Annotated in this window: 21 protein-coding genes, 2 tRNA genes and 1 pseudogene; 13 read left to right on the top strand and 11 right to left on the bottom strand. The window is 57.5% G+C overall.

The genetic code is table 11. The annotated features are described in order from the left end of the window. Positions 1–42: 42 nt before the first annotated feature. The 3 genes from ABLN94_RS09565 to ABLN94_RS09555 form a co-directional block, all read right to left on the bottom strand. Positions 43–2,103 (bottom strand): adenylate/guanylate cyclase domain-containing protein, encoded by a 2,061-nt coding sequence (locus tag ABLN94_RS09565; RefSeq protein ID WP_352991891.1) that lies wholly within the window; start codon positions 2,101–2,103, stop codon positions 43–45. 286 nt (positions 2,104–2,389) lie between these two features. Continuing rightward, the gene (locus ABLN94_RS09560; protein WP_352991890.1) at positions 2,390–3,334 is read right to left on the bottom strand and encodes a hypothetical protein; all 945 of its coding nucleotides are present in this window, start codon (positions 3,332–3,334) and stop codon (positions 2,390–2,392) included. A 248-nt stretch (positions 3,335–3,582) separates the two neighbouring features. After that, a tRNA-Thr gene (locus ABLN94_RS09555) sits at positions 3,583–3,658 on the bottom strand. 344 nt (positions 3,659–4,002) lie between these two features. Between ABLN94_RS09555 and ABLN94_RS09550 the strand changes: the two genes are divergently transcribed. The 4 genes from ABLN94_RS09550 to arsB are packed head-to-tail and all read left to right on the top strand — an operon-like array spanning position 4,003 to position 8,136. Further along, positions 4,003–4,836: a MarR family transcriptional regulator gene (locus tag ABLN94_RS09550; RefSeq protein ID WP_352991888.1), complete on the top strand. Its 834-nt coding sequence runs from the start codon at positions 4,003–4,005 to the stop codon at positions 4,834–4,836. Further along, positions 4,833–5,831 carry an ArsJ-associated glyceraldehyde-3-phosphate dehydrogenase gene (locus ABLN94_RS09545; protein WP_352991886.1) on the top strand — a complete coding sequence of 333 codons (999 nt, stop codon included), beginning with the start codon at positions 4,833–4,835 and terminating at the stop codon, positions 5,829–5,831. Before ABLN94_RS09550 ends, ABLN94_RS09545 begins: the two co-directional genes overlap by 4 nt. Next, positions 5,828–7,093 carry an organoarsenical effux MFS transporter ArsJ gene (gene arsJ / locus ABLN94_RS09540; RefSeq protein WP_352991885.1) on the top strand — a complete coding sequence of 422 codons (1,266 nt, stop codon included), beginning with the start codon at positions 5,828–5,830 and terminating at the stop codon, positions 7,091–7,093. Before ABLN94_RS09545 ends, arsJ begins: the two co-directional genes overlap by 4 nt. Beyond that, entirely contained in the window at positions 7,090–8,136 is a 1,047-nt protein-coding gene (gene arsB / locus ABLN94_RS09535; protein ID WP_352991883.1) for an ACR3 family arsenite efflux transporter, read from the top strand. The genes arsJ and arsB overlap by 4 nt, the downstream gene beginning before the upstream one ends. Before the next feature lie 310 nt (positions 8,137–8,446). Here arsB and ABLN94_RS09530 read toward each other — a convergent pair. Next, positions 8,447–8,523 (bottom strand) — tRNA-Arg (locus tag ABLN94_RS09530). A 115-nt stretch (positions 8,524–8,638) separates the two neighbouring features. Between ABLN94_RS09530 and ABLN94_RS09525 the strand changes: the two genes are divergently transcribed. Both ABLN94_RS09525 and ABLN94_RS09520 read left to right on the top strand, forming a co-directional pair. Further along, positions 8,639–9,664 carry a LacI family DNA-binding transcriptional regulator gene (locus ABLN94_RS09525; RefSeq protein WP_170488061.1) on the top strand — a complete coding sequence of 342 codons (1,026 nt, stop codon included), beginning with the start codon at positions 8,639–8,641 and terminating at the stop codon, positions 9,662–9,664. A gap of 3 nt (positions 9,665–9,667) precedes the next feature. Further along, positions 9,668–10,876 (top strand): winged helix-turn-helix domain-containing protein, encoded by a 1,209-nt coding sequence (locus ABLN94_RS09520; RefSeq protein ID WP_352991881.1) that lies wholly within the window; start codon positions 9,668–9,670, stop codon positions 10,874–10,876. A gap of 3 nt (positions 10,877–10,879) precedes the next feature. Here ABLN94_RS09520 and ABLN94_RS09515 read toward each other — a convergent pair. Next, positions 10,880–11,574, bottom strand: a pseudogene (locus ABLN94_RS09515) (fumarylacetoacetate hydrolase family protein). Between the two features lie 545 nt (positions 11,575–12,119). After that, a complete protein-coding gene (gene hpaR, locus ABLN94_RS09510) occupies positions 12,120–12,554 on the bottom strand; it encodes a homoprotocatechuate degradation operon regulator HpaR (protein WP_352991879.1) in 435 nt (144 codons plus the stop codon). Between the two features lie 211 nt (positions 12,555–12,765). Here hpaR and ABLN94_RS09505 point away from each other — a divergent pair, with 211 nt between their 5' ends. Together ABLN94_RS09505 and ABLN94_RS09500 are read left to right on the top strand one after the other, a co-directional pair. After that, a complete protein-coding gene (locus ABLN94_RS09505; protein ID WP_352991878.1) occupies positions 12,766–14,178 on the top strand; it encodes a pyridoxal phosphate-dependent decarboxylase family protein in 1,413 nt (470 codons plus the stop codon). 10 nt (positions 14,179–14,188) lie between these two features. After that, complete coding sequence (locus ABLN94_RS09500; protein ID WP_352991876.1) at positions 14,189–14,959, top strand: HpcH/HpaI aldolase family protein; 771 nt, start codon at positions 14,189–14,191, stop codon at positions 14,957–14,959. Positions 14,960–14,965: 6 nt separating this feature from the next. Here ABLN94_RS09500 and ABLN94_RS09495 read toward each other — a convergent pair whose 3' ends face one another. After that, a complete protein-coding gene (locus ABLN94_RS09495; RefSeq protein WP_352991875.1) occupies positions 14,966–16,108 on the bottom strand; it encodes a DUF3095 domain-containing protein in 1,143 nt (380 codons plus the stop codon). Between the two features lie 142 nt (positions 16,109–16,250). Here ABLN94_RS09495 and ABLN94_RS09490 point away from each other — a divergent pair, with 142 nt between their 5' ends. The 5 genes from ABLN94_RS09490 (at position 16,251) to ABLN94_RS09470 (ending at position 21,373) form a co-directional block, all read left to right on the top strand. Continuing rightward, a complete protein-coding gene (locus tag ABLN94_RS09490; RefSeq protein WP_352991874.1) occupies positions 16,251–17,423 on the top strand; it encodes an MFS transporter in 1,173 nt (390 codons plus the stop codon). A gap of 20 nt (positions 17,424–17,443) precedes the next feature. Next, the gene (locus tag ABLN94_RS09485; protein ID WP_352991872.1) at positions 17,444–18,481 is read left to right on the top strand and encodes a glycosyltransferase family 4 protein; all 1,038 of its coding nucleotides are present in this window, start codon (positions 17,444–17,446) and stop codon (positions 18,479–18,481) included. A 113-nt stretch (positions 18,482–18,594) separates the two neighbouring features. Then, positions 18,595–19,617: an aspartate-semialdehyde dehydrogenase gene (locus ABLN94_RS09480; protein WP_352991870.1), complete on the top strand. Its 1,023-nt coding sequence runs from the start codon at positions 18,595–18,597 to the stop codon at positions 19,615–19,617. A gap of 119 nt (positions 19,618–19,736) precedes the next feature. Next, the gene (locus ABLN94_RS09475; protein WP_352991868.1) at positions 19,737–20,111 is read left to right on the top strand and encodes a DUF4140 domain-containing protein; all 375 of its coding nucleotides are present in this window, start codon (positions 19,737–19,739) and stop codon (positions 20,109–20,111) included. Then, positions 20,108–21,373 (top strand): DUF4139 domain-containing protein, encoded by a 1,266-nt coding sequence (locus ABLN94_RS09470; protein WP_352991866.1) that lies wholly within the window; start codon positions 20,108–20,110, stop codon positions 21,371–21,373. Before ABLN94_RS09475 ends, ABLN94_RS09470 begins: the two co-directional genes overlap by 4 nt. A gap of 22 nt (positions 21,374–21,395) precedes the next feature. Here the strand turns inward: ABLN94_RS09470 and ABLN94_RS09465 are convergent, their stop codons facing one another. Genes ABLN94_RS09465 through ABLN94_RS09450 form a run of 4 tightly spaced genes read right to left on the bottom strand, consistent with a single transcriptional unit; the run spans position 21,396 to position 26,138 of the window. Continuing rightward, entirely contained in the window at positions 21,396–22,442 is a 1,047-nt protein-coding gene (locus ABLN94_RS09465) for an ABC transporter ATP-binding protein (protein ID WP_352991864.1), read from the bottom strand. Further along, the gene (locus tag ABLN94_RS09460; RefSeq protein WP_352991862.1) at positions 22,442–23,689 is read right to left on the bottom strand and encodes an MGH1-like glycoside hydrolase domain-containing protein; all 1,248 of its coding nucleotides are present in this window, start codon (positions 23,687–23,689) and stop codon (positions 22,442–22,444) included. The genes ABLN94_RS09465 and ABLN94_RS09460 overlap by 1 nt, the downstream gene beginning before the upstream one ends. A gap of 5 nt (positions 23,690–23,694) precedes the next feature. Next, positions 23,695–24,903 carry a carbohydrate ABC transporter permease gene (locus tag ABLN94_RS09455; RefSeq protein WP_352991861.1) on the bottom strand — a complete coding sequence of 403 codons (1,209 nt, stop codon included), beginning with the start codon at positions 24,901–24,903 and terminating at the stop codon, positions 23,695–23,697. Further along, positions 24,903–26,138, bottom strand: a complete 1,236-nt coding sequence (locus tag ABLN94_RS09450) for a carbohydrate ABC transporter permease (protein ID WP_352991859.1) — start codon at positions 26,136–26,138, stop codon at positions 24,903–24,905. The genes ABLN94_RS09455 and ABLN94_RS09450 overlap by 1 nt, the downstream gene beginning before the upstream one ends.

Raw genomic sequence — 26,138 nt, 5'->3', positions numbered from 1 at the left:
TCCAATATTCAACGGACAATTACTGTCTACGGGCCCCGCAATCTACCGCTTCTTGTTGGTGTTCGTAACTGCACTCCAATCTTCCGGTGGCGGATTTTCCAACAGAAATTGGGCGCGGGACATCATGACGGCCGAGGCGGGATCTCCGTTTCGTGCTTGATCAGCGGCCCTAAAGGCAGCGACGGCCTTTTCAAACTGCCCTGCTCGATAATGTGCAAGGCCTTTTTCGTAGGGCTCAATCCACGCAAGCGATCCGTCAATCCCATCCGCCATCGCGATCAGTTCGTAGACCACCAACTCCTTTGTGCGCCCAAATACTGTTAACGTGTCCAGTTCGCGCACTACGATCTTATCGGCCGCTTGGCGTCGGGTTTCTGGACCAATCAGGATCAGTGTGTCGTAATCCTTATTGGCTCCCTCTAACCGGCTGGCAACGTTCACCACATCGCCAATAGCAGTATAATTCAAACGCTGCTCTGACCCTATGTTACCAACCAGAGCCTCGCCACTGTTTAGCCCGATCCTGACGCGCAGGGGGTTGCCAGCATCGTCTTCAATGCCGGCCTCCTCTACAGCGGCGACAAGGTCCAGTGCCGCGCGACAGGCGTTTTCGGCGTGGTTAATATCCTTGCGCGGTGCGCCCCAGAAGGCCATCACAGCGTCGCCCATGAATTTGTCGATAGTTCCCCCATTACGGGCGATGGCCGTAGAGGACGCGTTGAAGAAGGGTTCCATCATTTGGACGATCTTGGGGCCCAGTTTCTCAGACAGACCTGTGAAACCCGTAACATCGCAAAATAATACGGAAATCTGCTTTATGTCTCCGCCTGGCTGAGTCTTGATACCCTCGGCAACCAGCATGCGCACCAAGTCGGTAGGTACATACTTGCGGAACGCTGATAGACCCGCAGCCATGCTTGCGGTCGCCGCGGAAAGATTTGCAAGCTCAGACAGTTTGGAAGGCCTGCGCGCAATGCGTTCGACATCGAAGCGTTCGATTTTGCTCAGGTCTTCGGCGATATACGCCAACGGGTTCGCGACTATTTTGCGCACCAACCATATCGCCAAGCCGGTGGCAACGACAACCACACCGATCAGTATATAGATCAGGTTTATCAACGTCTTGTCTATTTCCGAAAGAAAGGCAGATTCAGGAATGACTGTGGCAACGCGCCAGCCGTAAAATCCCAAAGGCGTAAGAGCGACTGCATAGGGCACGCCTCCTAGGACAACACGCTTTGTCAATGCGCCCGGGGCATTTGTTGTAGGGTCACCCAACAGCTTTTCCCCTGCGATCTTAGCGACCTCATAAAGCTCGCCCTCACCCATGCCCGCGGGTGTAACCTCATCCGCTTCCGCGTCCGGTACGGCGATCACTTTACCATCGGAATCCAGAATAAACGCCGCGCCAAACTCGCCGGGCGCAATTGTCGCCAAAAAGCGCGAAAGCCGATCTGTTTCGATCGCCACAGCCAGGACACCTTGCCGAGTTCGGTTGACGTCTATCGGGCCAGCAAATGCGTAGACGGTTTTGTCACTACCCGGGAGGTCGCGCGCTTCGATCCACCCCGTTGACTCAAGGCCCATAAAGTTTTCGAACCAAGCATGTGCGCGTGGATCGTAGGATGTTTCGGTAAAGGTTCGCTCTTCGAACTGGATGTCACCCGGAATGAAGATATAGCGGTCCTTCCGCAACATCCTGTCACGGATATCCTTGTCGATTTCAATCATCTCAAGCCCGCCGTTACCTAAGCGATGTGACGCGAAAAAGTTCCCATCCGGCCAGCCGAAGAAAATCCATGAAATATTCGGTTGCGCCTGTAGTTGAGATAAAAACACAAACTCTCTCTTGTCGGCTTGTCGCGTCGCGATAACGTTCTGGACAAAGATCGTGCGTACGGCTGCCCAGGCGGCTTCGGCGGACCTGAGCGTAACGCCCACCTCTATGCGGACGGTGTTTGCAATTTGACTGTTGATCTCGGCTGCGAGCATGCGGCTATTGTCATGCGCAGTCTTCCACCACAGGGAATGGACAATAACCGTCGACACGCCGATGGATATGGCAACCAGTATTGATACAGCGATGCCCACGCTAATTCGCATTAAAGCTCCGAAAGTAGCGACATGTGCTTCAGTATTGAGTTGAGACAGGTCGAAGAGCAAAGCTTACTTCGCTTTAACGCTGAAAACTCACGTAACTGTTAAGTTCAACAAGAGATCCGCTTGTGAAGCGATCATCCGTCACCTATTCGATCAGAAAAACGGCGAGCACATTGAGGCACTGATCTAGTGCCAATGCCACAACACACTGAGCCTCCCCAAATGGATTTGCCCGAACGTAAGTATGGGAAACGGAAGATCAGGTTTTAGTATTCCCGGCATTGCAGTTTTATTCAACGTCAGCAGGCGGAGGAGCTTCGATCATTTCGTCTAAGATTGATCCGGCCTCGTAGCCCAAAAGATCAACTTCCATGCGCGCTGGATCTCCGAACGCCCATGCGCCTACATTTCGCTGCATGATCACGTAGCCCACGTGGTTTGCCAGAGCATCCGTCCCATGAGCGTTCTCGGCGAACATCACTTGTCCTGCGGCAACTTTCTCGGGCATTACGCGCTGTAGATACAAGAGAACCACATTGACGTCTTCCACGCTGGAGCCTCCGTGGTGGACGATGTACATCTTGGCCCAATCCTCCTCATCCATTGCGGCGCGCGCTGAAGACACAGCAGAATGGAGCGCCGTTAGCTCTGCGCGTGCGGTCTCGCGCATGTTTTCCACCCAAATCGGTCGCGTGTCGTTGATGACCTTAGATACCGCCTCGCGCGTGAGTTCGCCTTGGGCCAGTGCCTGTTCGGTAAAGGCTCGGGCCTTCTCCAGCATTTCCTTCTGACTGGCCAACGAGTCTTGCGACAGCCCAAGACCATCAATCGCGGCCAAAAGCGCATCAATCTCGGCAGAAATCGTTGAAAACTCACGCTTCCAGCGGTCGTTGCCAGCATCGTCATCAGGCCAGGGCGTCACCGCCCCAATGATCCCCAATAAAACATGAGTTGTGGACTTGAGTTGCTGGTAGCGCGGAGCGCTCCTTGGATATGTTGCTTTACCATCTTTTGAAATCACGATGACATCGCGCGCAATCACCATGATCGGTCGGGTATCTTCTGACAGCGCCCCTTGACCACGATGGAATATTGAAAGCATCGCATGATTGAAGGTGTCTACAGCTTTGTCCGCGTCACTTTGATCGGCAGCCAAGGTCGCCGGAGAAAAAAGAAGAACCAATCCTAATACAGCGGCGAAGTTGCAACTGCGCCGCATCCAAAATGTCTGCATGATACTCGTCCTTTGAATTGGGCTCGCATCACCATCATACAGTGCCGCCACGTTTGGCGCGAACCCCCCTTCTCACAAACCCACACGCTATTTGGGAAATTTTTTGGAGCTCCGAGCGAGCCGGATGCAGCATATCAATAACACCGACCGATCCAGACGCGAATTTGAGCAAACGCGCCTTTTCCGATTGAAAGGTCTGGGACCGCCGAAATGGCACCGACTTTCAGAAAGCGGATTGTTGAGAGAAGTGGTGCCGCTGAAGGGACTCGAACCCCCGACCCCATCATTACGAATGACGTGCTCTACCAGCTGAGCTACAGCGGCTTTCCGGGCCATAGAATGGCCCCAAATTTCTTCTCCTGCACTCCTAACTTTCTGCTTCACAGGTCAATCGAAAAGGTATTCTCGAGGTTCGAAGGAACCGCCTGTGCTGTAGAGCTATTGAGGCAAGCGACGCTTCGTTTAAACGGTCGGAGTTGTACGCGCAAGTCTCGTTGTGTGGGAATTCAAGCTTCTTCTAAAGAAGGGTGAAGATCCGTGACCCCATCTACCGCCCGATAGATCCCTCAGCCGGCACGGCATCCAGCAGCATATTCAGATTGTGAATTTTTTATTACAGCCTCTTTCATTGATTGACGCATCCTCATTAATTCAATATTTCATGAAATATGATAGAAGAGATCTCAAGCCAACTGGCCATCCTCGGCCACCCTCAGCGCATTTCCGTGTTTCGCATGTTAATGCGGCGCTTTCCTGACGCTGTACCCGCAGGAGAGCTGGCCGTTGAGTTGAACATCAAGGCCAGCACCCTGTCGAACTACCTGAACGCGCTGCAACGCTCGGGTCTGGTGACACAGGAGCGGTCGGGAACATCTCTGCTCTATTCGGTTGATATGAAGAACGTGCAGCAGATGCTGGATTTTCTGGTTCTCGATTGCTGCCGTGGTCGCCCCGATATTTGCATGCCCTTTAATCAAGGAAATGACACCATGACGGACCGCAAATTCAATGTACTGTTTCTATGTGTGGGCAATTCCGCCCGTTCGATATTTGCTGAGTCGCTGCTGCGCGAATTGGGCGGTGAACGGTTCAATGTGTATTCCGCTGGAACTCAACCGACATCCGAGCTCAACCCCTTCGCCATGCAGGTCCTGAAGGACAAGGGGCACGATACTTCGGTGTTGCGGTCCAAGCACATGTCCGAGTTCGCCGCTGAGGGTGCACCCGAGATGGATTTCGTTTTCACCGTCTGCAACCAGGCCGCAAACGAGGAATGCCCGGCGTGGGAAGGTCAGCCGATCAGCGGCCACTGGGGCATGGTAGACCCGGTCAAGGCAACTGGCACGGATGCCGAAAAAAGCCTGGCTTTCCAGAACGCCTATGGCGCGCTGCAGCGCAGGATTCAGGCTTTTACCTCTTTGCCGGTCGAAAGCCTCGACCGGATCGCTTTGCAATCTGCTGTCGATGACATCGGCAGAGAGTCTTTTGAGGACCAAAAATGACGACTTATGCACTGAACGGCCTGGGCCGGATGGGAAAACTGGCCCTGAAGCCGCTGCTGGAAAAGGGCGCGAACATCGCCTGGATCAACGACGGGGTTGGCGTTCCCGAGATGCACGCGCATCTGCTGGAGTTCGATACCGTGCATGGCCGTTGGAACGCTGAGTTTTCGCACGATGCCGAAAGCGTCACCGTCAACGGCACCCGCTTGCCCTTTATCGGCACCAAGAATTTGAACGAACTGCCTCTGGACGGTGTCGACGTGGTGATCGACTGCACCGGCGTGTTCAAGACCGAGGCCAAGCTGGCACCCTATTTCGAGGCTGGCGTGAAGAAAGTCGTCGTCTCGGCCCCTGTCAAAGACGGGCCGACCGCCAATATTGTTGTGGGGGTCAATGACGAAGTCTACGATCCGACCGCTCATCATATCGTAACGGCGGCCTCTTGCACCACCAACTGCCTCGCTCCTGTCGTTAAGGTGATCCACGAGAATCTCGGTATCCGCCACGGCTCGATGACCACAATCCATGACGTGACAAACACTCAAACCATCGTTGATCGCCCTGCGAAAGACCTGCGTCGCGCGCGCTCGGCCCTAAATTCGCTGATCCCGACCACCACTGGTTCGGCCACGGCGATCACGCTGATTTACCCGGAGCTCAAGGGACGCCTGAACGGCCATGCCGTGCGCGTTCCGTTGCTGAACGCCTCACTGACCGATTGCGTGTTCGAGGTTGAGCGTGAAACCACGGTCGAAGAGGTCAACGCCCTCTTCAAAGCCGCGGCCGACGGCGAGATGAAGGGCATTCTGGGCTATGAGACCCGTCCTCTGGTCTCGACCGACTACACCAATGACGAGCGCTCCTCGATCATCGACGCGCCCTCGACAATGGTGGTGAACGGGACGCAGGTGAAGATCTATGCCTGGTACGACAACGAGATGGGCTATGCACATCGTCTGGTTGACGTCACGTTGATGGTTGGGGCCTCGCTGTGACCCAGAGGCCCGAGGGACTGTCGGCCTATATCGCGGTTACGGCGGCCTATTGGGCCTTTATGCTGACCGACGGAGCCTTGCGGATGTTGGTGCTGTTGCACTTTCATACGCTGGGTTTCTCGCCGGTGCAACTGGCTTATCTCTTTGTTCTGTATGAGATCGCCGGCATGGTGACGAACCTTGCGGCGGGCTGGATCGCAGCGCGTTTCGGATTGACCTCGACGCTATATGCCGGACTTGGGTTACAGGTTGTTGCTCTGCTTGCACTGACGCAACTAGACCCTAACTGGGCGATTGGTGCATCTGTTGCCTTTGTCATGCTGGTACAGGGCGCCAGTGGAGTCGCCAAGGATCTGGCCAAGATGTCCTCGAAATCCGCCGTCAAACTGCTGGCCCCGACCGAGGATGGTGGGTTGTTCCGCTGGGTCGCAGTACTGACCGGGTCTAAGAACGCCGTGAAAGGTCTGGGGTTCTTGCTCGGCGCGGCGCTGTTGGCGACGCTGGGCTTCACTTGGGCCGTATTGGTAATGGCCGCGGTTCTGGCCGTGATACTAATTGCCGTCATTTTGTTCATGCCGCCGGGCTTGCCCAAAGGGCGCAAGGGGGCGAAGTTCTCCGAGGTCTTTTCGAAATCCGCAAATGTGAACTGGCTGTCGGCAGCGCGAGTCTTCCTGTTCGGCGCGCGGGATGTGTGGTTCGTGGTCGGCATCCCGATCTATTTCTACGCCGTGCTGTCGGACGGCACAGAGGAGGGCAACCGCGCTGCTTTCTTCATGATCGGCACCTTCATGGCAGTCTGGATCATTCTATACGGAGCCGTTCAGGCCAGCGCGCCCAAAATTCTGCGTGCAAACGAACGAAGCGAAGGCGACCTGATCCGCGCCGCCCGCAACTGGGCCGCCGCACTGTTCTGCGTACCTGCCGTATTGACTGTGGCTGTACTGATGTCCTCAGGGCAGGAGGAGTGGCTGACCACCACACTTGTTGTTGGTCTGCTGGTGTTCGGGGCGATCTTTGCGGTCAATTCCTCACTGCATTCCTACCTGATCCTCGCCTTTACCAAATCGGAACGGGTCACGATGGACGTGGGTTTTTACTACATGGCTAACGCAACGGGCCGTCTAGCGGGCACCGTTCTGTCTGGCTTCACCTATCAGATAGGCGGCCTGCCCCTTGTTCTGGGCACTGCGGCGGTGATGGTGGCGCTGGCCGCGCTGACCTCGGGCAAACTGACCGATCAAACCACTGAGGCGTACACATGAGCATCTTCGAACGTTACCTGACCGTCTGGGTCGCCCTCGCCATGATCGCAGGGATACTCATCGGTCTGGCTGCGCCCGGTCTTGTCGCATTGGTCGCCTCTGCCGAAGTGGCCAGTGTCAATCTGGTGGTGGCCTTGCTGATCTGGGCGATGGTCTATCCGATGATGGTCGGCGTCGATTTTGGTGCCGTCGCGGGCGTGGCGCGCCAACCCAAAGGGTTGATCGTGACGCTGGTGGTCAACTGGTTGATCAAACCCTTCACCATGGCGCTTCTTGCCGTTCTGTTCTTCGACTATGTTTTTGCGCCGTGGATTCAGCCCGAAGACGCTGCGCAATACACCGCCGGCCTGATCCTGCTGGGCGCCGCCCCCTGCACCGCGATGGTCTTCGTCTGGTCGCAACTGACCAAAGGGGATGCCACCTATACACTGGTGCAGGTTTCAGTGAACGACCTGATCATGGTGGTGGCCTTTGCGCCCATCGTCGCCTTCTTGTTGGGTGTTACCGATATCGCCGTCCCATGGCAGACACTGGTTCTGGCGACGGTGCTGTACGTCGTCCTACCGCTGATCGCTGGGCTGATCACCCGCCGGAAACTGGGTTCAACAGAGGCCATCGATGCGTTTTCTGCTCGCGTTAAACCGTGGTCCATCATGGGCTTGATCGCAACGGTGGTGATCCTGTTCGGTCTGCAGGGTCAGACCATTCTGGCCAAACCGCTGGTGATCGCCCTGATCGCAGTGCCTATCTTGATCCAAAGCTACGGTATTTTCGCGCTGGCCTACGGTGCCGCTTATGCTTTGAAAGTTCCCCACCGGATCGCGGCCCCCTGTGCCATGATAGGCACATCGAACTTCTTTGAGCTGGCAGTTGCTGTTGCCATCAGCCTGTTCGGGCTGAATTCGGGCGCGGCGCTGGCAACAGTCGTGGGCGTTCTGGTCGAAGTGCCTGTGATGCTGTCGTTGGTAGCATTTGCCAACCGCACTCGTGCCCGGTTTCCAGAGCCATTGGCGACGCTCAACGTTGAAGAGCTGAAGCCTTAGCGGTGATCAATGTGTTCGGCACGGCAAGACAACTGCCGGCCAAAAGGGACTCGCTCATTTTGCCGGGCTCTAACAGCCAAAGTCCAAGTAGGTCGATGACAGGCTCAACCGACGGGTCAATTGGGTGTTCACTGTACCGGGGCTACAAAATGGCCACCTGATTGATAAGCAAATTCGACTGGCTAGCTGGCCACGGATTGGCGCCTGTTGAGACGGGTATCTGACCTCTATCTCCGCCACGAGAACCCCGCTGTCGGACGTCGGCGTCGTCTGAAGTACCGTCCGGCCTCAACTTGAGGCGAATTAACACTGGCGACCCCGGCAGGATTCGAACCTGCAACCTGCCCCTTAGGAGGGGGCTGCTCTATCCAGTTGAGCCACGGGGCCGCGCAAGGCTCTCTGTACCTGTGTTTTTTCTGCTTGTCATGGGGTTTGCTGAACAGTTGTAAATCGCGTCCTGTTCACGCTACCATCGGGCAAAACAACAGTGCAGGTGCTCTCCGTGACCACAGAAACAAAACGCCCGCTTACCCTTCGCGATGTATCAGAGGCTTCCGGAGTATCTGAGATGACGGTCAGCCGAGTTCTGAGGAACCGGGGCGACGTGTCCGACGCCACCCGCACCCGTGTTCTGGCCGCCGCAAAAGAGCTGGGTTATGTGCCTAACAAGATCGCGGGCGCGTTGGCGTCCAGCCGGGTGAATCTGGTCGCGGTGATTATCCCCTCGCTGTCTAACATGGTGTTCCCCGAGGTGCTGACCGGTGTCAACCAGGTGCTGGAGGATACCGAACTACAGCCGGTGGTCGGCGTCACCGATTACTTGCCTGAAAAAGAGGAAAAAGTGCTGTACGAGATGCTCTCGTGGCGACCATCGGGCGTGATCATTGCCGGGCTGGAGCATACTGAAGCGGCCCGCGCCATGCTGGACTCGGCCGGTATCCCGGTGGTCGAGATCATGGATACGGACGGCAAGCCGGTTGATGCAATGGTCGGTATCTCTCACCGACGCGCCGGGCGCGAGATGGCCGAGGCGATCCTGAAGGCCGGGTATCAGCATATTGGCTTCATGGGTACCAAAATGCCGCTGGACCACCGGGCACGGAAGCGCTTTGAAGGCTTCACCGAAGTGCTGGGCAAAAACGGTGTCGAGATCGAAGATCGCGAGTTCTATTCCGGCGGCTCTGCCCTGGCCAAGGGGCGCGAGATGACGCAGGCCATGCTGGAACGATCACCGGAACTGGATTTCCTGTATTATTCCAACGATATGATCGGCGCAGGTGGACTACTGTACCTGCTGGAACAAGGCATCGATGTACCGGGTCAGATCGGTTTGGCCGGCTTCAACAATGTCGAGCTTCTGCAAGGGCTGCCGCGTAAACTGGCCACGATGGATGCCTGTCGGTCAGAGATCGGACGCAAGGCGGCGGAAATCATCGCGGCTCAGCTGGCTGACCCGAATGCCGAGGTTGAGACCCGTGTAACACTGACACCCAAGATCAGCTACGGCGACACGCTGAAACGGCGCTGACCTGTGACACTACCCCGGCTGGACAACAAGGCGGCCCGTGCCCTGTTCATGGACCGCCACGCGCTGGCCGAACAGCCCTCGGGCGGGGCAAAGGGCGCGGATTTGCTGCAATTGATCCACCGGCTGGGGTTTGTGCAGCTGGACAGTATCAACACCGTGGCCCGCGCCCATGACATGATCCTGTACTCGCGCAGGCCGTCCTATCGCGCGAACAACCTCAAGCGCCTTTACGAACGCGACAAAGCTCTTTTCGAGCACTGGACCCACGATGCCGCCGTCATCCCGATGGAGTTCTATCCTCATTGGCATCTGCGGTTTCAGCGCGATGAGGCTCTGCTGAAATCACGCTGGAAGAACTGGCGCCGGGATGGGTTCGAACAACAGTTTGCCACTGTCCTGCAACACATCCGCGACCATGGGCCAGTTTCGTCCTCGGATGTGGGTCAGGACGAAAAGAAAGGCTCGGGCGGCTGGTGGGACTGGCACCCGTCGAAAACTGCGCTGGAATTCCTGTGGCGGTCGGGTGCCCTGACAGTGATTGGCCGCAACGGGTTTCAAAAACGATATGATCTGACCGAACGGGTGATCGACACGCATTTGTGCCCAGGCAACCTGGCTTGCGATGCCGAGGCAACCGTGGACTGGCTGTGCAACGCCGCGCTGGACCGGTTGGGTTTTGCGACGCCCGGAGAACTTGCGGCCTTCTGGGATACCGTTAGCGTGGCAGAAGCAAAGCAATGGTGTGAAAAGGCTCTAACTAAGGGATTAGTGCAGGAAGTCGAAATCACTTGCGCTGATGGGCGGCTCCGCAAACTGGTCGCCCAGCCGGGCTTGACCGAAGTTGAAACACCATCGCCACCAGGCCGCATCCGGGTACTCAGCCCCTTTGATCCGATGTTGCGCGACCGCAACCGGGCCGAGCGGCTGTTCGGGTTCCATTACAGGATCGAAGTTTTTGTCCCCGCCGCCAAACGGACCTACGGATACTACGTCTTCCCGCTTTTGGAAGGAGACCGGATGATCGGTCGTATCGACATGAAAGCGCACCGAGACCGCGGTATCCTTCAAGTGAGCGCACTGTGGCCGGAACGCTCAGTGCGCTGGTCAGACGCTCGCACCCGACGCTCGCAATCAGAGCTGGACCGTGTTCGCCGCTTTGCCGGATTGGAAGACGTGGAATTTGCGAAGGACTGGCTAAAAGACCCTAAATAGGGATTATTCTGACTTGGACAGGGTCAGTTGGATCGGTTGCAACCCATCCATTCCGCCTTCAATCACATCCCCAGCCTGAACGGGGCCGACGACAGCAGGTGTGCCGGTCAGGATCATATCTCCGGGGCGTAAATGATAATAGCCAGACAAATGACTGATGATTTCGTCAACCTTCCAGAGCAGCTCGCTCAGCGTTGCATCCTGCCGGGTCTCGCCGTTCACGCTCAGGTAAATGCGAATGTCGTCCTTAGGCGCCCAATCCGCAGCCGGAATCAGCGGTGTAAGCACAGTGGCAGCCTCAAGATCCTTCCCCAAATCCCACGGGCGCTGTTTGTTGCGCTCACGGATCTGTAGATCTCGGCGGGTCATGTCCAGAGCGCAGCCGTAGCCATAAACCGCATCCCAAGCTTGCGCGCCGGTAGCCCGGAACATGGGTTTGCCGATGGCCACCGTCAGTTCCATCTCATGGTGGAAATCTTCGGTTCCTGGCGGGTATGGGCCTCTTACCCCGGTTAGCACCGCGTTTGGTGCCGATTTGGTAAAGTAAATTGGCACCTCAGGGCAACGTCCTGTCCCATTTCAGCCGCATGTGCCGCATAGTTGCGACGACACAAAATCCGGCCCACCGGATATAGACGGTCCTGCCCCTGCACCGGTGTTTCAATCAGACTGGGGAGAGAAAACAAACTGTCAGGCATTTCGACCCCTAAAACTATCCTTCAGCGCGCATCTTTGTGCAGAAGGCCTTCGGAGCAAGTTAGGCGTTTCACATGAGCTTCACCGGAATTATTTGAAAATTTTTCATTAGGTTAAATTGCTTGTTAATCTTGCGTTCACAGTTTAGATGTCCTACCTTTGAAAACGACCTGAAGAGCTCTACGTAGTGAGGTGACAGAACGATCAACAGCTGACAAATCGGGGTGTCACGCGTTCTGGTCACCGCTCTCAGGTTGGCGGAGGTTCGAACATCCGCCACAACGCGAAGACGGCCCAACACATAGGTGCAGCGCACCGGCAATGTTGGAGTAACTATTTCAGGGAACAGTGGTCAAAGGCACGCCCCCACATGTCTTTGTGCCAGACAGCCGGTCTTATTTCGGGCTGGAGCGTTCTCTGAATCGCGGGCCGGACCGTCGGAAACTAGCCGACTCAACCGGCCTCAGGCCAGGCACAAGATCCAGTACACGTCTGGCCACCCCGCCAGAGACCGCACCAGTCTCTGGCGGGTTTCAAATATGGGACATCACGAGTCCAGATCACGCAATTCGTTCAACAGGTCCAGCAACGCCTCGTGGCGTTCGGGCCCAAGCTTAGTACGCAGATCCTCGGCTAGATGAATTGTAACCTGGATATTGTCCCGGATAATCTGCTTACCCTTGTCAGAAATGTCGACAATCTGTCGCCGCTTGTCGCAAGGGTGCACACGCCGCACGATCAGCCCTTTGGCCTCTAGCTTTTGCAGGATACGGGTAAGGCTAGGCAATAACAGACAGGCCCGATCCGCAATATGGGTCGGCTCTTGCGGGCCTTCCTCATTCAGGACACGCAAAACGCGCCACTGCTGTTCGGTTACACCAACATCCGCTAGCATCTTTCGAATGGGTCCCATGACCCGTTCCCGAGCCCGAAGCAACGCAATGGGCAGTGAACGTGACGTCAATGGTACTTCATTGGTCATACGAAATTCTTGCCGAAATCCACATTTTTAGCAACTCAACAATCTGTTTTTCTGCATGTTTATGATGATTTAGCTCAAGTTAGGCTCGAAACAGTTCGTCACTCGTCACACTCTGGGCGGCGAGAAATCGAAAGATCGTTGACCTTCGGCAGCAGATGCCCATCACTGTCAGCGGGGGATTACCCTTTGCTGAACGCTACTGAGGTTTGAAATGAAATGGGATGAATTCTCGGATTGGGCCAAGAAGATTGCCGAATGGACACAGGATTATCACCTGACAGTCGGCGACAAACCGGTACGCGCCCGGACCGAGCCGGGGGACGTCCTGAACGCCCTGCCCGCCCATCCGCCCGAGAAGTCGCAGGCGATGGAAGAAATATTTAGCGATTTCGAAGAGATCGTGATGCCTGGGGTCACCCACTGGCAGCATCCCAGGTTCTTTGCCTATTTTAACTCGAACGCTTCGGCCCCGTCCGTTTTGGGAGAATTTCTTGCCAGCGCCATCGCGCCGCAATGTATGCTGTGGCAGACCTCACCCGCCGCGACTGAGATGGAAACGCGGATGATGGACTGGCTGCGGCAGGCGTTGGACCTGCCGAATGGATTTGCGGGTGTGATTCAGGATTCAGCCTCATCCGCGACATTGGCCGCAGTGCTGACCATGCGAGAAAAGGCGTTGAGCTGGCAAGGCAACCAACAAGGGTTGTTCGGGCAAAAACCGTTACGGGTCTATTGTTCTGCCGAAGTTCATACATCTGTGGATCGCGCCATCTGGGTTGCGGGGATCGGGCAGGACAATCTGGTTCGCATTCCAATTAAAGGCGACTGGCGCGGGATGGATCCGACAGCACTGGAAACTGCAATTCAAGCTGATTTAGACTCTGGTTTACAGCCCGCTGGCGTCATTCTATGTGTCGGAGGAACCGGCACTGGGGCGACCGACCCGGTGGATGAATGCCTGAAGGTCGCGCAAAAATATGGCCTCTATTCCCATGTAGATGCAGCGTGGGCGGGATCGGCGATGATCTGCCCGGAATACCGCCATTACTGGCCGGGTGTCGATCAAGCCGACAGTATCGTGTTCAACCCGCATAAATGGCTGGGCGTGCAATTCGATTGCTGCGCGCATTTTCTGAAAGACCCGGACGATCTGGTGCAGACACTTGCGATCAGCCCGGAATACCTCAAGACCCATGGCAAGGACGGGATCATTAACTACTCGGAATGGTCGGTACCTCTGGGCCGCCGGTTCCGGGCGCTGAAATTATGGTTTGTGATGCGTGCCTATGGGCTGGAAGGGCTACGCGAACGGCTGCGCAATCATGTGAACTGGTCTGTCAATCTGCATGACCGGCTGGCGGCTGAGCCGGATTTCCAGATTGTCACGCCACCGATGTGGTCGCTCTGGACATTCCGCTACGCACCTGAAGGATATTCCGGTCTGGACGATCTGAACCTTCAGTTGGTCAACGCCATCAACGACGATGGACGCATTTATCTGACACAAACCCGAGTCGACGGCGATTTGGTCATCCGCTTTCAGGCCGGCCAGTTCGAAACCACCGAGTATGACGTTCGCATGGCCTATGATGTCATCACAGAAATCGCCCGTTCATTGATCTAGAGGTCCTACTATGCCTGCGCCAAATAACGCCTTCAAACAGGCTCTGATCGAAGGGAATCGACTGATCGGCTGCTGGAGTAGTTTCGGCGAAGCCGTTACGGCCGAAATCATGGGCACCGCCGGTTTCGACTGGCTGGTGATTGATGGTGAGCATGCGCCGAATGACATCCGCTCGATCCGCGATCAGCTGATGGCGCTGGCGGCCAGCCCTACTCATCCGGTGGTACGGGTGCCGATTGGGGATACGGCGCTGATCAAAATGGTGCTGGATGTCGGTGCACAGACCGTTCTAGTGCCAATGGTGGAAAGCGCGGAGAAGGCCCGTGAACTGGTGCGTGCCTGTCGCTATCCGCCCGAAGGTGTGCGGGGCGTCGGGGCTGGCGCTGCGCGGGCCACCGGTTACGGATCGGTCCGCAACTATATCCAAACCGTAGATGCGCAGATTTGCCTGCTGGTACAGGTGGAAAACCGTGCCGGCATGACGGCGCTTGACGATATCTTGTCAGTCGAGGGTGTTGACGGTGTGTTCATCGGCCCCGCGGACCTGTCCACCGATATGGGTTTTCAGGGAAACAGCGCCGCGCCCGAGGTGCAGGCCACCATTGCTGATGCAATCAAGCGGATCAGGGCAGCGGGCAAAGCTCCCGGTATTCTGGGCACCAATGACGAAGCCAACCAAGCTTACATGGACATGGGGGCGCAGTTTCTGGCCGTGGGGATCGACGTGATGCTGCTGACACAAGCAGCACGTACGCTGGCCGCCAAATGGAAGGCGAAATAACCCCCGTTAGCCCTGCATCGTGGCGGCGGCCTGTGCATAGCCACCCGAGGCCCCGTCGACAAAGTGTACATGGTCGTCGCGCGTGGCCGAAGGCACAAAGCAAGTCATCATCGCCTCATCCTGCGCGTGCAGACCATAGCGGACCTTGCCTTGCCCGCGCGCCTGTTCCAGCATCACCTGGATCTGTGAAAGGGTCGTCGGATCACAATCCAGCGTCATTTTCAGCCCGTCATCGAATTTACGAAAATCGGCGTTGCGGCTGACCATGCGCTTGTAATGCTCAGGATCGAACTGCCCCAAGCGTTTGCCGGTCTTGAACAACAGCGCGATCAGCAGGTTCTGCCCCAGCAGCTTCATCTTCTGTGCAAACAGATTGCCCCCGGCCCGCGACACGCGCGCATCGAGCGTGGTATCCGGCGGCGGCCAGCTTATCGGAGGGCCGTTCTCCGGCACTGGATGGCCGGCACGTTCCAGCCGCTCGGCCGCAGACAGGACCGATTGGGCCAAGTCGGAAAAATCGCTCTCGGTTGCCTTGGGCGTAGGCTGCACCACGAGGGACACAATCTTTCCATGCCGTGCTTTGCTGTTGGACCAGCGGCAGGAGAGCCCGGTTAGATCAGGTTGCGCGCCGGGTTCAGCAGGGGTGATTTCGAACTGACCCTCTTTCATCTGCGCTTCGGCCCAGACCAACCCACCACCGGAGAACATGGCGTAATCCACCCCGTCCGAGGGCGCATAGCGTGCTACACGCAAATCCTTACCGGCTTGTCGAAGCTCCGACACTGGCACAAGTGCACCGCGCAATGAGATCGAGAACTCTTCGTCCGCCCAGCGCCGCAGATCGGCAAGAACTGATCGGGCTGTATCGACCGCGCTTGCAGGAACGGCGAATCCCGCCCCGTCACCACCAAAAACATAGGGAAACTCCTGCCCCTTCAACGCGTTGATCATGGCCGAAATAACCGCCGCGCCGACCATGTTGACCGTCTTGTAGCGACCTTTGGCAATCTCACCGGTGGAATCGACGATATCGGCCACACCCAACGCCCAGTCATCGGGAACGGCGGCGAACCGCCCGGGGTGCGTCAAGCGGGTGAAATCCCGCTGCAAGGGCAGGTTTTCGTAAAATGCAGCCTGTGCGTCTTTCATCGATACCTCGGGGCGATGTGTCAGAGTAAAGGTAGCCCGATTGTGATCTCTGTCCGGTGCAATCAGTATAGCACACGCGCTTGTGCAAGGCACTGCAACGTGCCAAGCATTTCTCCGAAGCTTGGGGTAGTAGGGGCATTTCATGAAAGCGGGTCTGGTGGTCTTGTGTCTGGGCTACGTGCTCAGCCAGTTCTTTCGCGCTTTTCTGGCGGTGCTCAGTGTTGATCTGGGTCGCGATATCGGGGCAACTCCCGAAGATCTGGCATTTGCCTCGGGCCTTTGGTTTCTGATCTTTGCCGCCATGCAATTGCCCGTGGGATGGGCACTGGACCGGGTCGGGCCGCGCCTGACAGCGGCGGTATTGCTGATGGTTGGGGGGGCTGGCGGTGCGGCGCTGTTTGCTGCGGCCAGCACGCCCTTTCACATCGCTATTGCCATGGCACTGATCGGGATCGGCTGCTCTCCGGTCCTGATGGCGTCCTACTACATCTTTGCGCGCGAATACCCTCCGGCACGCTTTGCGACGCTGGCCGCACTAATGTTGGGTGTTGGGTCGGTGGGCAATCTGGTGGCCTCTTACCCCACCGCGCTGGCGGTTGAGCTGATGGGCTGGCGTGCCACGATGGTCTCGCTGGCTGTTTTTTCGGCGGCCATCGCATTGGGCATATGGACCAAAGTAAAGGACCCCAAGAAAGTCGAAACGGAACAAAGAGGTTCCTTTCTGGACCTGCTCAGGGAACCGGCACTTTGGACAATTCTGCCGTTGATGCTTGTCTCTTATGCACCATCTGGCGCAATTCGCGGATTATGGGCCGGACCGTATCTCAGCGACATTTTCGGTTTGAGCACAACCCAGATCGGACAGGCCACGCTGATCATGGGCGCAGCAATGATCACCGGGACCTTTGCCTATGGACCGCTGGACAGGATGCTGGGCACCCGCAAATGGGTGATCTTTGGCGGCAATGCTTTAACCGTGGCCGGTTTGGTGTTGTTGTACCTTTGGGTCGAAAACGCGGTCTGGCTGTCTGTGGTTTTGATGGCAGTGATCGGTTTGCTGGGAGCCAGCTTTCCGGTCATCATGGCCCATGGCCGGGCTTTTGCCCCGCCACATCTGGTTGGGCGCGGCATGACCCTGTTGAACCTCTTCGGTGTTGGTGGGGTCGGCTTGGCGCAATTCGTCACCGGTCGCATACATGCCGCCACAGTGGACATCAGCCCAACTGCACCCTACACAGCGATATTCGGCTTTTTCGCGGTCACGCTTGCCATTGGCTGCGTGATTTATCTATTCAGCCGGGACAACGTGAACTGACATCAACTATGGAGAGCGCTGTGCAGGACATCGAGGTGATCGCGCCGAACCTGAAACACAGCCTGTCAGGGGTGACCACAACGGTTATTCGTCTGCTGCCGATCCAAAAAGATATGATCGGCATTGTTGCTACAGGACCCGGCCTGCCGGACAATCTGCCTCATATCCGGCTGATCAAGGTTCCGTTCCTGTCGAACCGGAGACTGCGGGTCTGGCACGCGCGTCGCAATACCGAAATGCTGATGGGTCTGTTCTTGCGCCATATCCTGCGCCGGAATCTGAAACTGCTGTTCACTTCAGCGGCACAGCGGGATCATTCCGGCTTCACGAAATGGCTGATCTCGAAGATGGACGCGCTGATCGCCACGACTCCGCAAGCGGCCTCGTTCTTGCAGCACCCGTCGACCGTCATCATGCATGGCGTGAACACCAAGCTGTTTCACCCCGCCGAAGACAAGCAGGTGCTGCGCGACAAGCTGGGCTTGCCCGGTGGAACTGTGATCGGCTGTTTCGGTCGTATACGCCCGCAGAAGGGCGTCGATCTTCTGGTGGACGCCGCGATCGCTGTTTTGCCTTCTCATCCGGACGCCAGCATCATCTTCACAGGCCGCACCACCGCTGAATTCGAAGCTTTTCAACGCGAGCAGGAACAAAAGCTGCAAGAGGCAGGGATTAGAGATCGAGTGCATTTTCTGGGGGAACGCCCCTGGGACGAAATTGTGGAGACTTATCGGGCGCTGGACCTGTTCGTCGCCCCCGCGCGCCACGAAGGCTTTGGCCTGACCCCGCTTGAAGCGATGGCCTCGGGTGTGCCGGCAATAGCCTGCCACGATGTGGGGGCGTTCAGTGCTCAGATCAAAGATGGTGAGACGGGTCGTCTGGTGGAAAAGGACAATGCCACCGCGTTGGCCGACGCACTGGCCCAAATGCTGGAGGACCCCGCCAAACTGGCCGCCGCCGGACGGGTCGCACGGGACCATGTTGAGCAGAATTTTCGAATCGAAGGCGAGGCCGAAGCCATCGTAAAAGTCTACCGGTCGCTGCTGAATACTGCCTAAGGCGCACCGATCCGTGTCAATTCGTCGTTAATCGCGGAAATTGGCACCGAAAACCCTTTTTTCTTTGCTGCAACGCGGCTATGAACGCGCGTCCTTAACTTTGGAGACATGAAATGGGCTATCGCGTCGTTGTCGCCGGCGCCACGGGTAACGTGGGCCGCGAAATGCTGAACATCCTGGCGGAACGCCAGTTCCCAGTCGATGAACTCGCCGTTCTGGCAAGCCGTCGTTCGCTGGGCACAGAAGTTAGCTTTGGCGACAAGACACTGACGACCCAGGACATCGACACCTTCGATTTCACCGGCTGGGACATGGCGTTGTTCGCCATCGGCTCGGACGCAACCAAGGTCTACGCCCCTAAGGCGGCCGAGGCCGGTTGCGTGGTGATCGATAACTCGTCGCTGTATCGCTATGACCCTGAGATTCCGCTGATCGTACCGGAATGTAACCCCGAGGCGATCCACGACTACAAAAACAAAAACATCATCGCCAACCCAAACTGCTCGACCGCGCAGATGGTTGTTGCGCTGAAGCCGCTGCATGACCGCGCCAAAATCAAGCGCGTTGTCGTGTCGACCTATCAGTCGGTTTCAGGCGCCGGTAAAGAAGGTATGGACGAGCTGTGGGATCAGACCAAAGCGGTCTACAACCCCACCACCGACGTTCCGCCGAAAAAGTTTCAGAAGCAGATCGCCTTCAACGTCATTCCGCAGATCGATGTCTTCATGGAAGACGGCTCGACCAAGGAAGAGTGGAAGATGGTTGTCGAGACCAAAAAGATCGTCGATCCGTCGATCAAGGTCACAGCCACCTGCGTCCGCGTTCCGGTGTTCGTTGGCCACTCCGAGGCCGTGAATATCGAGTTCGAGGAATTCCTGGACGAGGACGAAGCCCGCGACATCCTGCGCGAAGCACCGGGCATCATGGTGATCGACAAGCGAGAAGCCGGTGGCTACGTCTCGCCGGTTGAATGCGCGGGCGACTTCGCCACGTTCATCAGCCGCATCCGTCAGGACTCGACCGTTGAGAACGGCATCAACCTGTGGTGCGTTTCGGACAACCTGCGCAAAGGTGCAGCCCTGAACGCAGTCCAGATCGCCGAGCTGCTGGGCCGTGAGGTTCTGAAAAAGGGCTGAGGTGGGTCCCAACCGAAAAACCACGAGGGCCGCCTTTTCCAGGCGGCCCTTTTTTGCTTGATGTGTCCGGGAACGGCTGCAACTTATGCGGTAGACATATATGTTTACCGCGAGATTTTATGAAACACCTGACTTTTCTACTGGCCTTTGCGCCCACGTTTCTGAATTCCGAAACCTTCACCATTGATACCACGGTCAGCGAAGTGACGATTTATCCCGAGGGCGCTGAGATTCTCCGCACCGGCACCTTCGACATTCCAGCAGGCAATCATCGCATTGTGCTGCTGGGCGTTCCCGCCGGTGAAGATGAGCAGCAGCTTTGGACGATGCAATTCCAGGCCGAGGGTTTGACACAAACGTCTCTGATCATGCGCGCCGAGGATGTGCCTTGGCACGATTATGTAAGCGATGAGATCAAACAAGCCGAAGATCGTATCGCTGGCATCGAAGATCTATCAGGACGGTCGAAGATCAGGCGGCAACCGCGCGGTTGACCGCAGAAGCAGCCCGCCAAAAGATTGCGTTTCTGTCAAACCTTGGCCGGAACGAAGGATTGGCCGGGTCGGATGCTGACGCCCTGCGCAGCATCGCTCGCATGGTGGGCGATGAAAGTCTCGAGGCCGAAGCCGCAGCCCAGTCCGCGGAAATCCAGGCCCGCAACGTCGAATTCCAGCTTGAAGACCTGGAAATTGAACTGGAGGCCGCACAGGCAAATCTTGTTGCCTTGCTCCCTGAGACCGAAGATCTCTTGTTTGTGGCCGTGGACGTCACAGCCCAGACAGCCACCCAGGGATCGCTGTCGCTGTCGTACCTGAACCTCTACGAGGCCAATTGGTACCCTGGTTATGAGTTTGACTTGACAACTGGCGAAACCCCAGAAGTTCAGATAACGCGCCGCGTCCTGGTCAGCCAAGACACCGGTGAGAACTGGCAGAACGTCAAACTGAATGTTTCGACCTTACAACCTGCGGGTCAAAACAGCGCAAGCAGAATGAACTCGCGGCGTATGTTCATCCGAGAAAAGGTCGTGCAGAAACCCGCTAGCGACAGCTTTGGCAATCTGGAAGAGCCGGTGGTTGAAGCGCCGGTGATTGTTGAAGAAACACAAGGGTTTATGATTGATCCATCATCAGTCCAGGGCACAGGCGTCACCTATACACTGCCCAATCCGATTTCGATCTCCAGTGGCCAGTCGATTGCCGAGTTTGAGCTCGACAGCCTGACCCAGAGCGCCGAAGTTTTCGCTCTCGCCACACCGCGCTATGATGACACTGCCTATCGCACTGCGCGCTTCACAAACCCCTATGATCAGAACCTACTGGCCTCCAGCCTGGCGCGGTATCTCGTTAACGGTGCCCTGGTAGCGGCTGATATCGGCCCGGAAATCGGCCCCGGCGAAGAGATCGAACTTGGCTTTGGCCCACTGTATGGCTTGGTGGTCGACCGCGATGTTCTGAGCCGTAGCAGTGGTGATGTCGGGTTGATTTCGCGATCTAACGAGGATCTGCAGCGCGCCCAGATTCAAGTTGAGAATCTCACGAACGAAACCTGGCCTCTGCGCGTCATCGACCGTGTCCCGTTCTCGGAACAGAGCGATCTGGAAATTTCTTGGACCGCAAACCCAATCCCAACGGACGAAAACGTGGATAACAAACGCGGCATTCTGGCCTGGGAGATGGAGTTGACACCAGGCCAATCCAAAATCATTGAGCTGAATACTACCCTCAGCTGGCCGGAGGGGATGGTGTTGAGGTAACCCTCATCACCACCCCTCCTGCTTACAGCGCCTTCCCTTCTGCATCAAAGAACTGCAGCTTCTCGGGCGCGAAATGCAGTCCGATCTTGGTCCCCGCCTTGATCTGGGTGTCGCCACCAAGGCGAACGGTGACCTTTTCCTCGGTCCCACAATCGACGATGACGAACATGTCCGCGCCGAGGTATTCGACCACTTCAACCATCCCGTTACTGTGACCCGCGCCGGGTTCGACCACGCTGATATGTTCTGGGCGGATACCCAGCTTCGTAGCTGTGCCGGTTCGGTCGAATGGACCACTGCCACCGTTTTCCAGCTGGAACTGATCCCCCGATACGGTGCAGGGGATGACGTTCATCTTCGGGCTGCCGATGAACTGCGCCACAAACAGGTTGGCAGGGCGTTCGTACAGCTCTCGGGGCGTACCGACCTGCGCGATCTTGCCGAACTCCAGCACGACAATGCGGTCGGCCAGAGTCATCGCTTCGACCTGATCATGGGTCACGTAAATCATGGTGCGGTTGAGGCTCTGGTGCAGCTTGGCGATCTCATACCGCATCTCGACCCGCAGGGCGGCGTCGAGGTTCGACAGCGGCTCGTCGAACAGGAACGCGGTGGGGTCGCGCACGATGGACCGGCCAATCGCCACGCGCTGACGCTGCCCACCTGACAGATCCTTGGGGCGACGTTCCAGATAAGGTTCCAGCTTGAGCACCTCGGCGGCCTTGCCCACACGCTCGGCGATCTCGGCCTTCGGAACGCCCGCCACCTTCAGCGAGAACCCCATGTTCTCGGCCACGGTCAGGTGGGGATACAGCGCATAAGACTGGAACACCATGGTCAGCCCACGTTTTGACGGCGGGTGATCGGTAACGTCATTCCCGTTGATCAGAAGCGACCCACGCGAAATATCCTCGAGCCCGCCGATCATCCGCAACAGGGTGGATTTGCCGCAGCCCGAGGGGCCAACGAAGACGACGAACTCGCCCTCTTCGATCTGCAGGTCGATGCCTTTGATCACCTGTACTTCGCCGAACCATTTCTCGACGGCCTTGAGTTCGATGCTGCCCATCAGTTCCTCCCTGCCCAATGCAGCCAAACGGCGGCTGTCCATGTGAACGAATTGCCCCCGGCCGGGCTGCCAGTGATCGGGTCGTAATATTCTGCAAAGCCGTAGCCCGCGATAAGGCGACCGGTTTTCAGGCGCAGGGCCTCGGCCTCGACGCCGTGGCCCATATCCTTCAGGCCAATGCCCACTAGCATGTTCATGAAGGCCCAGGTCGGTCCGCGCCAATAGCGGCGTTCATCAAATTTGGGCATGTTCGGATCATAGCTGGGGATCGGATGCGGCACGGTGGTCAGAACGGTTTTCACTCGGTCCAGCATCTGCGGGGAGTCAACCCCCCCGTACCAGCACAGATAGCTCGCGTTAGAGACGCTTTCGGCCCATTCACCCGTATGCGCATCGCGGGCGTCAAAGGCGCCCAGCGCCTCGTTCCACAGCGACCGCGCGCCCGCCTCAAGCCGGGCCACATCCGCGTCAAGACCCTTGGATTCGATGCCAAGTTTCTGGCTGATGGTCAGCAGATCGCGGGCGGCGCGCAGGGTGGTGAAACTCATGGTCGGGTCGGCAACGCGGAACGGGTTCAGCTCCAGCAGTTGCGCCTGATCCCATCCGACCTCGCGCCCGATTTGCACCAGTTTGATATAGCGGTCATAGTCGTATTTGGTGGGCCGGTCAGCACTGTTCACATGGCTGGTGTCGCGGCGCTGATATTCACCCACGTCCGAGGCATCGATCCCCGCCATTGCGCCATCCCAGTCCGGCGCGTTGTCACGTCCGGCCTCCCAGGGATGGGTTGTGCAGACGGCGCCGTGTTCGTCTAAACGCCATTTCATGATCCAGCGGTGCCAGGCCAGCATGGCCGGGAACAGGGCGCGGAGGCGTGCCTCACCCACCACGCGGTCCTTGTCCCAGACCCGCCGTGCCATGGTGGCGGCCAGCGGCGGCTGGGTTATGCCCGACGACGCAACCGGCCCGGTGCCGCCCCAGACGTCCGGCCCGGGGAAATAGCCCGGATCAGGCTTGTGGAACAGGATATGGGGCACCATGCCGTCCGCCCACTGGCCCGAAAACAACGTCTCAAGCTCGACCCAGGCGCGGTCGATGTCGAACTCGGCAAAGCCTACCGCTGCAACCGCGCTGTCCCAGTTCCACTGATAGGGATAGAGGCCACTGGTCGGGATCGTGTAACCGCCCCGATCATTGGCAATCAGGATGTTGCGAGCCGATTCACTCGGCGTCGTATAGTAGTTCATGTCTGTCATCCTTTGACCGAGCCAGCCGTCAGGCCCTTGGTCATGAAACGTTCAAGCCCCAGGAACAGGGCCATGATTGGAACGGTGGCTATCACCGCCCCGGCCATCAGGTGTTGGCGGGGGATTTCTGAGGAGTTCAGCATCGTGACGCCTCGGGTCAGAGTGAATTTCGACGGGTCGTCCAGCAGCATGAAGGCCAGCAGGAATTCATTCCAGGCAATCATGAAAACATAGAGCGACACCGACGCCAGTGCCGGCAGGCTGAGCGGCAGGGTGATCTTCCAGATCACCGCCAGACGCGACAGGCCATCCATCAGACCGGCCTCTTCCACCTCGGTCGGCAGTCCGCGGAAATAGCCCTGCAGCATATAGAGCGCGACCGGGATCGTGGTGACCGGGTAGATCATCACGATGCCAAGGATCGAGTTGCGCAGGCCGGTCAACGAGAATGCGATATAGATCGGCAGCGCCAGAACGATCATCGGCACCATGTAGATCAGCAGAATCGAACGTGAGAACGCCTTTTGCCCCTTGAACCGGAACCGCGCCACGGCATAGGCGCCCGGCACGCTGAACAGCAGCGTGATGAACACGGTCAGGCACGAGACATAGAAAGACGTCCACAGATAGGTGCCGAAATTAAAGTCGCGGAACAGCTCGGTATAGCTGCGGAACAACGCCCAGCCCTGAGACAGGTCGACCGAGAAGTCCAGCGGGTTCTGCAACAGCGCCTGTTGCGATTTCAGGCTGGTCATCACCATCACGTAGAACGGGATGATTACGATGGCGGTGAAAAAGATATAGCCAAAGCCGGTGCAGAAGCGGATCACCGCGTCTTCGTATTCGTGACGGGTGAGTTCGCCGAAGGGCAGCTCTTTCAGGATTTCCGCCATCGACAGATGCATGACGGCAGCAATCGCCACTATAGTGACCAGCACCGCCTGCAGCGTGGTGTCCGAGCCGATCAGAACCGGGCCAAAGCCGGTCAGACAGGTCAGACCCAGCAGGGCCGACACGCCCAGACGCGCCGGGGCATGACGGGCGGGAAAGCGAACATAAGCCAGACCTGCCAATGCGCCCCAAATCAAGCTCAGCAGAACCTGCGGACGGAAGGCTGCCCCCGTGGCGAAGGACATGGTAACCGCGATGGTGGTGGCTATCACTACCAACCACAGCGCGCCCAGGATCGGGCCAGTGATATACCCTTTGCGCATCACAGACCCTCCTCACGGCTGATGAAGCGGAAGAAGACGAAGCTGAAGGCGATCAGGCACATCAGGATCACCACGGCCACCGCCGCGCCCGCCCCAATGTTCGAGACCGCAAAGGCCTGTTCATAGACATTCACGGTCAGTGTGCGAGTGCCAGCATTGCCGCCGGTCAGCAGGAAGATGTCGTCGAACTTGTTGAAGGTCCAGATAAAGCGCAGCAGGAACAACACCGAGAGGATGCCCAGCAGCTGCGGTATGCTCAGCAGCCAGAACTTCTGGAACGGAGAGGCCCCGTCCATATCCGCCGCCTCATACATGCTGGAGTCGATGGACTGCATCCGCGCAAGGATGAACAGGAAGGACAGCGGGAAATAGCGCCAGATCTCGAACACAGTAACCATGATCAGCGCCAGAGGCCGCTCGCCAAAGAAATTGATCGGCTCGCTGCTCAGCCCCATCTGCACCAGCAGCGCGTTGGCCGAGCCCGAGAACGGGTCAAACAGCGTCACCCAGGTAAAGGCGACGGCAATGACGGGTGCCACATAGGGGAACAGGTAAAGGCCGCGGATGAAGCCCTGCCCCTTGAAGCTCTTGTTCAGCAGCAAGGCGGCAAACAGCCCCATAACCAGCGCGCCGATGGTGCCGAACACGGTATAAAACAGGGTCACGCCTAGCACGCCCCAGAACTCGTCCCCGTCAAAAATTCGGGCAAAGTTTTCCAGGCTGAATTCGAAATTTGTCAGGACACTCGGCCCGCTACCAGTGACATCGGGTTCAGATCCTTCGACCAGATCTTCAAATGCATCGGGGTCGCCATCGAGCGAAACCGGGATACGAATGCGTTCGCGCTGCCCCCCCTCCAGCGTGCCGAAGTCACAGAACAACTCCTGCCCGTCCAGTACGCAGGGGGTAGCGACTTCGCCCATTGGCGTTACACCGTCAGGCAAAACATCTCGAAATGTCACGCCAGCGATTGAGATTTCCTGACTGGAGTTGCGCAGGCGGTATTCGATCCGCAGATCGTCACCCGATCCGCGCAGGCTTTCACGCACGACCGGTGCGGGCGGGCGCAAATCGGACAGGGTGAAGGGTTTGAAGCTGATCCAGATGATCGCCAGCAAGGGCAGGATCACAACCAGCGACACGCTGATGATGGTTGGAGCCAGCAGCGTCCAGGCCAAACGCGCCTCGCGTTTGGCTAACGCCCCGGTTCCGGTCGGTGGGGTGGCCGAAGTCAT

Origin of the sequence: Ruegeria sp. SCP11 (assembly GCF_040329455.1) — a bacterium.
GTDB lineage: Bacteria > Pseudomonadota > Alphaproteobacteria > Rhodobacterales > Rhodobacteraceae > Ruegeria > Ruegeria atlantica_E.
Note: the sequence above shows the minus strand (reverse complement) of the source record. Positions and strands in the feature narration are given on the sequence as shown.

What these genes read in the sequence shown, in the direction of transcription:
- ABLN94_RS09565 (WP_352991891.1), bottom strand. Translation starts at nt 2,103, where the DNA reads ATGCGAATTAGCGTGGGCATCGCTGTATCAATACTGGTTGCCATATCC.
- ABLN94_RS09560 (WP_352991890.1), bottom strand. Translation starts at nt 3,334, where the DNA reads ATGCAGACATTTTGGATGCGGCGCAGTTGCAACTTCGCCGCTGTATTA.
- ABLN94_RS09550 (WP_352991888.1), top strand. Translation starts at nt 4,003, where the DNA reads ATGATAGAAGAGATCTCAAGCCAACTGGCCATCCTCGGCCACCCTCAG.
- ABLN94_RS09545 (WP_352991886.1), top strand. Translation starts at nt 4,833, where the DNA reads ATGACGACTTATGCACTGAACGGCCTGGGCCGGATGGGAAAACTGGCC.
- arsB (WP_352991883.1), top strand. Translation starts at nt 7,090, where the DNA reads ATGAGCATCTTCGAACGTTACCTGACCGTCTGGGTCGCCCTCGCCATG.
- hpaR (WP_352991879.1), bottom strand. Translation starts at nt 12,554, where the DNA reads ATGACCAATGAAGTACCATTGACGTCACGTTCACTGCCCATTGCGTTG.
- ABLN94_RS09505 (WP_352991878.1), top strand. Translation starts at nt 12,766, where the DNA reads ATGAAATGGGATGAATTCTCGGATTGGGCCAAGAAGATTGCCGAATGG.
- ABLN94_RS09500 (WP_352991876.1), top strand. Translation starts at nt 14,189, where the DNA reads ATGCCTGCGCCAAATAACGCCTTCAAACAGGCTCTGATCGAAGGGAAT.
- ABLN94_RS09495 (WP_352991875.1), bottom strand. Translation starts at nt 16,108, where the DNA reads ATGAAAGACGCACAGGCTGCATTTTACGAAAACCTGCCCTTGCAGCGG.
- ABLN94_RS09490 (WP_352991874.1), top strand. Translation starts at nt 16,251, where the DNA reads ATGAAAGCGGGTCTGGTGGTCTTGTGTCTGGGCTACGTGCTCAGCCAG.
- ABLN94_RS09480 (WP_352991870.1), top strand. Translation starts at nt 18,595, where the DNA reads ATGGGCTATCGCGTCGTTGTCGCCGGCGCCACGGGTAACGTGGGCCGC.
- ABLN94_RS09475 (WP_352991868.1), top strand. Translation starts at nt 19,737, where the DNA reads ATGAAACACCTGACTTTTCTACTGGCCTTTGCGCCCACGTTTCTGAAT.
- ABLN94_RS09465 (WP_352991864.1), bottom strand. Translation starts at nt 22,442, where the DNA reads ATGGGCAGCATCGAACTCAAGGCCGTCGAGAAATGGTTCGGCGAAGTA.
- ABLN94_RS09460 (WP_352991862.1), bottom strand. Translation starts at nt 23,689, where the DNA reads ATGAACTACTATACGACGCCGAGTGAATCGGCTCGCAACATCCTGATT.
- ABLN94_RS09455 (WP_352991861.1), bottom strand. Translation starts at nt 24,903, where the DNA reads ATGCGCAAAGGGTATATCACTGGCCCGATCCTGGGCGCGCTGTGGTTG.
- ABLN94_RS09450 (WP_352991859.1), bottom strand. Translation starts at nt 26,138, where the DNA reads ATGACTTCGGCCACCCCACCGACCGGAACCGGGGCGTTAGCCAAACGC.